The organism is Arthrobacter sp. H5 (genome assembly GCF_000520595.1).
Classification (GTDB): domain Bacteria; phylum Actinomycetota; class Actinomycetes; order Actinomycetales; family Micrococcaceae; genus Arthrobacter_D.
The window spans coordinates 74728-82146 of the sequence record NZ_KI914979.1 but is presented as its reverse complement, the minus strand read 5'-3'; the positions used below and the strand labels follow the sequence as shown (position 1 = coordinate 82146).

The 7419-nt window shown below is 58.2% G+C and carries 3 protein-coding genes and 1 pseudogene; all 4 read left to right on the top strand.

Annotated elements, in window-relative coordinates; all coding sequences use genetic code 11:
• Positions 1 to 2453, top strand: a pseudogene (locus tag Y708_RS22655) (restriction endonuclease); the annotation flags it as partial.
• Positions 2450 to 5500, top strand: coding sequence for an AAA family ATPase (locus tag Y708_RS22650; protein ID WP_216699723.1), 3051 nt, complete (start codon positions 2450 to 2452; stop codon positions 5498 to 5500). The pseudogene Y708_RS22655 and the gene Y708_RS22650, both read left to right, overlap by 4 nt.
• Positions 5500 to 6741 (top strand): McrC family protein, encoded by a 1242-nt coding sequence (locus Y708_RS0103855; protein WP_028278914.1) that lies wholly within the window; start codon positions 5500 to 5502, stop codon positions 6739 to 6741. Before Y708_RS22650 ends, Y708_RS0103855 begins: the two co-directional genes overlap by 1 nt.
• A gap of 9 nt (positions 6742 to 6750) precedes the next feature.
• Positions 6751 to 7419: hypothetical protein (locus Y708_RS29570; RefSeq protein WP_028278913.1), on the top strand; the 669-nt coding region annotated here is incomplete at its 3' end.

Here is a 7419-nt window from a genome sequence, read left to right as displayed (position 1 = left end):
CGGCGGCCCGCCGCATCGCGCGGCGCCTCGCCGAAGTGCGCGCCGAGGAGGACGAGCCAACTGCAGCGCAGATTCAGCATGCTCTTCACGACGTGGTCGAACGCTGCGTCTACGGCGTCGATATGAATGACCTTGCCGCAGAACTGGCGAAGGTATCGCTATGGCTTGAAGCCATGGAACCCGGAAAGCCGCTTGGGTTCCTCGATGCCCGCATCAAGATCGGCAACAGCCTGCTCGGAACCACGCCGGCACTGTTGGCGAATGGTGTCCCCGACGAAGCGTTCGGCGTCATCGAGGGCGATGACAAGAAGGTTTCGGCTGAAGTCAAGAAGCGAAACAAGGTGGAGCGGCGGGGACAGGAAGCGTTCAGCTTCGGTGCGCCCACGGCTAGCGTGGCGCAGCTGATTGACCGTCGCCAGGAATTAGTCCAGCCCGTGGCGAGCGTCGAGGACGCACGGATACGAGCTAAGGCGTACGAGGCGTTTGATCACTCCACCGAGATGGAACAGAAGCGCCTGCATGCCGACGCATGGTGTGCTGCTTTTGTCTGGCCGCTGAGGACCGGCGAGCCGGAACCGCCAACGTCGTCAGTGGTGAGACAGCTCGGTGACTCGGGCGAATCCGCGGGCTTCGCGGAGACGGTCACGAAGGTACGGGACTTGTCCCGGGAGTATCGCTTCTTCCACTGGCATCTGGAATTCCCCGAGGTCTTCGGTGATCCCGGCGCCGGAGAGAACGGTGCCGAAGGGTGGCCGGGCGGATTCTCCTGCATGCTGGGCAACCCGCCATGGGAACATATCGAGCTGAAGGAGCAAGAGTTTTTCGCCGCGCATAATCCGGAGATCGCGAAGGCGGCCGGCGCGACACGGAAGAAGCTCATCACACAGCTCGCAATGACGGACCCGATTCTGGACAAGAAATATCGACAGCGAAAACGCGAGTTGGATGGAATCAGACACTTCGCGGCGATGTCTGGGCGGTACCGGTTCACAGCACGGGGTCGCGTCAAGACAGATCCGATTTTTGCCGAGCTGTTTCGTTCGATGACGCACCCGCGGGGACGCACAGGGATCATCGTTCCTACGGGTATCGCAACGGATCACACAACCCAGTACTTCTTTAAAGACCTGGTCGAGACAAGCACCATCGCTGCCCTTTATGACTTCGAGAACCGCGCACCGCTGTTTCAGGATGTGGACTCACGGTTCAAATTCTGTCTACTCACAATGGCGGGCCGATTGTCGAAATCCGAGGTGGCCTCGTTCGCTTTTTTCCTCCACGACCCTGCGGATATCGACGCGACTAAGTTCGCGCTCAGCCCCGATGAGATCAAGCTCATCAACCCCAATACGGGAACACTCCCGATTTTTCGTTCGCGGCGCGAAGCCGAGATCACTCTCGGCATCTATCGCCGTGTGCCGGTCCTGATCAATGAGAACGACCCGGTCAATGGGAACCCGTGGGGCGTCTCGTTTATGCAGGGACTATTCAATATCACTTCTGACTCAGATCTGTTTCGTACACGAGAGTCACTGGAGAACGACGGGTGGACTCTTCACGGCAACGTGTTCAAGCGGCTGATAGACGGTCAGACAGAGAGCATGTTGCCCCTATATGAAGCGAAAATGATCCACCAATTCGACCATCGGTGGGCGACTTACGATGGTTCTCAAGCTAGAGAACTCACGCAAGGGGAAAAAGCCGATCCTGAGTTGGTTGTCTGCCCAAGATACTGGTTGCGGGAGCAAGACGTGGCCGCCCAGCTGGATGGGCGATGGGCAAGGCGGTGGCTCATGGGCTGGCGCGACATAACGAACTCCACCAACATGCGAACGATCGTATCGGCAATATTCCCGCTTGCCGCCGCCCCCGACGGGAACTTACTGATGTTTCCAGTCAAGGGCGCAAAAATGGCGCAGACGCTGGAAGCCAGCATGTCAAGTTTCGTGTGCGACTTTGTAGCCCGCCAAAAAGTAGGGGGGACGCACTTGAAGTACTTCACAATGAAACAGTTGCCGGTGCTTCCCACAAACATCTTTGATATAGCACCATGGTCACGAGATGAGATCGCGGCGGAATGGATTGCAGTCCGAGCAAGTGAGTTGCAGTACTGCGCAGACGATATGAGAGATTTCGCGCGAGATTTGGGCGATATGGGAGAACCATTCATATGGGATGGTGAGAGACGCGAGATTCTTAAGACCGAGCTCGACAGCGCCCTCTTTCTTCTGTACGGATGCGGCCGAGCGGACGTCGACTACATCATGGACACGTTCCCGATCGTGAAACGCAAGGATGAAGCTGCCTACGGTGAGTATCGAACTAAGCGACTTATTCTCGAGGTTTACGACGCCATGCAGGGAGCCATAGACGCCGGCATCCCTTTCACTTCCAAACTCAGCCCGCCGCCTGGGCAAGGTCCGCGGCATCCTGCTAGGGAGGCAAGCACATGAGCAAGGCTCAGTGGAACCAGTTCATGGAGTTCGCCGCTCACTTCGCGCAGACCGTCGACCTGGACAATGAAGAGTACTTTTACAAGCTCGCGCTGGCGGAACGTCTCACCAAGACCAGGAAGGTCTTCCTCACAGATGAGCCTGGGTGGCCAGAAGCCTTGGTGAAGGATGTTGGTTCTTCTAATCTCATCGATCAGTGGTTCAAGATGCGTCTGACCGCTATGGCACGAACTAAACCGGACCTCCTGAGGTCAGCGGTTGAGGTGTTTTGGATAGGCGAACCCGATCCAGGGGCAGCGAGCGCCTTCGGGGATCGGTTGCGATCAGCGGATGAAGAACGTATCCATTACGGCGCAATAACTATGTTTGCTTCCGTTCTACTTCTCGCTCGCGACCCGCTCAGGTACCCACCCTACAAACCCCAGACCGCGAAGGATTTCCTCAAACTTGTCGGCTGGGCGGATCGCGGGATCAATGGGCCGCCCTCGGAGCGTTACGCTGTCTTCCTTCAGAGCATGGATGAATTGCTGCGTCTAGCGCCCGAATACGGAATCCAACTACGGAACCGTTTGGATGCGCAAGGACTCATGTGGACTGTCCTCAACATCGATCCAGATTCCACTTGGGACGACGAAGATGCGAAGGCCTTCCGGGTCTGGCGAGGAGATAAGGTGACAGCACAAAGCGCTGAAGCGGGCCAACTGCGAGGATTCAGCAAGGCGCCCGACGTCGAGACTGCGGCATGGCTCATCCTCGGAGCGGGTCTGCGGGGCGAACCGTCCGCATTGGATAACAGCACCACCACCTGGACCGTTGAGGCGGCGGCGGATCTGGGTAGTCGCAGCGCACGGACAGACGTTGGTCCGGGAAGCTTCATGGCTAAGCTTGAGCGCCAGCTAGCGGGTGCCAGTCGTGCCACCGTACTCCTGGCCGCTGAGCTCCTCTATCTGCAGGTGGTGCCACTGGCCAACGTCACCCCGCCAACGAAGATCGCCCGCATCGAGAAGGTCCTTTCGTGGGTGCCTGGCGAGCCCGTAAAGCTCACCCCTGAGCTCGAGTATGGGCTTGAAGCGACAGGGTCGTTTAACGGTGGGGTCGGTTTCAACATTCAGGTCGCCGACCACATCGCTTGGCTTACGCGCTTCGTTCAACACGTCGTTGATCAGCCCATGAGCCTGATCGAGGCCGCCCTCGCCGATCCATGGAACTTCATCAGGATGACCCAGGCCGTGGAGAGCGATTGGCCCACAATCCGCTACAGCATCGAGTACCTCGCATGGCCTGGATACCTCCAACCCGTCGTGAAGAAGGATCACCGTATCCGTATTCGCAACGCCTTCGCTCCAATCATTGGCGGACCGAGCGGCGAATCGGAGACGGATATCGCTAAGGATCTTCACGCCATCCAACAAGCGCAACGAGGCGATTCTGGCGACTACGTCGAATGGTACCTTGAGCCCTATCTCAGCGAATGGCAGACGCCCGGCGAGGACGTAGGACAGCGGGCATGGCTCGTGCGACAGAGTCAGGCAGGGGTAGCGATGCTCGACATGTGGCTGACGAACGGCTTCGTGTCGACCCGCGCTCAACACCTTGGATCCCCGGCTCCCGGCGCCAGCTTTGACGAGATCCAAGCTGCCGTGAACACGGGTTACCAACACATCGACTACTCCGAACGTAAAGCTCGCGCACACGAGTACTACCGCTTCCTCAGCCAAATGAAGGTCGACGATTTTGTCCTCACCCAGTTTGAGGACAGGCTTCACTTGGGCGTAGTGACCGGCGCAGCTGAATACGCCGGTGACGAGACGTCGAGGCTGCGGCGGAGCGTGGCTTGGCGCAAGGCACCGATCAGCAACGCTGATTTGACCGCCCCGTTACCGCGTCTGTTGGAGGAGCAGGGATCCGTTGTGGATCTCACCGACGGGCTATCTGCCATCAGCGACTGGTACTCGGAGGAAGATCCCACTGAGCCAGGCACTGAGGAGGAGCCGGCCACCAAGCCGCAACCCGCCGTCGTACCTCAACTTCGCTCAGCCTCGGCCGAGTTGGCGGGGAGGCTCCATGTCGATATCGAGAGCCTGCAGGAGGTAGTGCGGCTGCTGCAGACACGGCAACAGATCGTGTTCTATGGTCCCCCCGGGACGGGCAAGACATATCTGGCCGGGAAGATTGCGCGCTACCTTGCCGGTGAAGAGCACGGAGATCACGTCAAGACTGTTCAGTTCCATCCGTCTTACGCCTACGAGGACTTCTTCGAGGGGTATCGGCCGGCTCAAACCAACGGAGACTCGGTGGGATTCAGCCTGGAGCCCGGTCCGCTGCGCCGGATTGCGGCCGAGGCATCGCTGGATGGGAATCGGGACAAGCCGTACTTCCTGATCATCGATGAGATGAACCGAGGCAACCTGGCCAAGATCTTCGGTGAGCTGTACTTCCTCCTTGAATACCGGGATCAGGGAATCAATCTGCAGTACAACCCGGAGAAGACTTTTGTGCTTCCGCCGAATCTATTCATCATCGGGACGATGAATACGTCAGACCGCTCGATTGCCATGGTGGACGCTGCTATCCGCCGTCGGTTTGCCTTTGTGGAACTCCATCCTCAGGAGGGCATGATTTCCGGGATGCTTGAACGATTTCTCGACGCCAATAGCAAGCCTCGGCTGAGAGCGAACCTTCTCAACGCGCTGAACAGGGAAATATCGTTGGAAGCTGGTAACCGAGATCTAATGATCGGTCCCTCCTACTTTATGAAACCTCATGCCGAGACTGACCAGGGGCTGGAAGAGATCTGGAGGTACGAGCTTATTCCGCTTCTGGAGGAGCAGTACTACGGGCGGCTTAACCGGGATAAGGTTCGCGAGAAATTTGGACTCAAGGCAATGCTCCGCAAGTCCGCTCCGGAAACCGGACCGGTGGATTTGGCATTTGCCGCTGAACCGCCAGCGGAAGGTGAGAACCCGGCAGCGAACCGCGGACCGGGCAAATACGAGGGGGAAACAAACGGGGATTCGGGTTTTCCGCCGGCTGGCTCACAACTCTAATGGTCCGCACGATTGTCCTCGACGAACTGCAATTCGCAGGCGAACTCGTTGAGATTACTTCTGAAGAGGCCGCGACGCTACGCGAGACGGGGCTTGTCGCCGTCGCGCCCGCTCACAACAACCGCATGCTGGTTACTCCCGCCGGCAAAGTGGGTGCCGTTCAAGTTGCAGACCTCTTGGTGGAAGTGAAGCCGAAGCAGAAGGTTGGGCTGAGCCGGCTTTTGTTTCTGCTCGGGTACGCGAGCACCCCAGGTTTCCGGCCGGATGACGTTCAGGGAGTCGAAGACGCGGACCTATTCGCGGCGCTGGGACAGTCGTTGGCTCGACAGGGAGAGCGCGCATTGGAACGGGGTGCTTTATGCGGGTATGTCCATGTGGAAGAGGCGCTGAGGACCGTTCGCGGACGGATACGCGTTGGGGATCAAATGTCACGTCGACCGGGAATGTTGATACCGCTAGAGGTTTCATTCGATGACTTCACGGCGGATATTCCGGAAAACCGGATACTAAGGGCAGCCATCCGCTTGATGATGCAGGTTCCGAGGCTTTCCGAAGCCATTCGATGGCGGCTGGCGCATCTCGATTCAAAACTCGATGGCGTGTCGCCGCTGCGTTTCGGGGCGCCGCTACCGTCGTGGACTGAATCTAGGATCAACGAGCGGTATGTGCCCGCACTTCGTCTGTCCGAAATTATTCTGCGAAATATGTCAGCTGAAGCGGGAGCGGGGCGCTATTCCGTCGCTTCATTTGTAGTCAACATGGCCACCGTCTTTGAGGATTTTCTGACCACGGCGTTGCGGGAGGCGCTGGACCAATTCTCTGGGGAAACCGTGGGGCAGTACGACGCGTTTATGGACGAGTTTGAGCCGCAACGTCCTCGTGATCGAGTCCAAATGTACGTGGACATCGTGCATTCTGTAGCAGGGCGACCGGCGTTGGTATTCGATGCCAAGTACAAGGCCGCATTGCCCTCTGGTGCTTACCCCAACGCGGACCACTACCAGATGCTTGCGTACTGTACGGCGCTGGAAGTTCCGCGAGCCTGGCTGATCTATGCGGGCCCCGGCCAGTCGCGAGAAAGGAGGATGCGGAACACTGACATTTCGGTTGTCGAGTTCCCCATCGACATTGCACAATCACCGGAAGATCTATTGAAGCGGATTGATCGTCTCGCGCGAGCGGCTTATGACGCTTGGAGTTCAGATCAACTCCGAGCAGCGAGGCAAGGGTTACCGGCATGAGGAGCAGCAGTGAATGAAGTAAAAGCGTCTCAGGATATCGCAGAGCTGGCATCGCTAATTGTCTACAGCAACACGTATGCCACAGTTTCTGGGTTCGACGGAGAAACGGAGACGTGGTCGGACAGCGCCGGCTATGATCTAGCGGGTGCCGTATGGGAGGGCCAGCAGAGTCATTGCTTTGAGTTGAACTTTGCTGAGGCGCTGAAAGGGCGTGGGCGGGAAGTATCGCTGCTCGCGGTGGAGTTGCTCGCGTTGGCGTTGCTGCCTATAGGCGGCGTCGCTGGAAATCAAGTCGAGCTTTTCCGAGAGCTTGCCGCCGCAGTCCCTGGCGATCCGATTGACATTTCCGGTGCAATGCTCGCTGGTGTCAAGGGGCCTGGATTCAGGAATGCTAGGCCAGAAGATGACCTTGGCCAGAGGCTTTCTTGGCTGGCGAGGTATGTCCAAGCGTTTGGCAAGTGCCCTGAATACGCGCACGTAGTTGACGAAGGGTATGGCGACGATCTAGGGCATGAGGATCTGCATGAGCGCTGTCCTTACGACTGGGTTGAAGAGAGTCCGTGGGTGAGTGCTGACTTCTCCTCAACCGTGGAGGAGGAGGACTACGGGATGCGATTCGACCTCGACCACATGCGCTGGCCGGATTACCTCCCGCCGTTCGTTGTTAGGCAGGCGGGG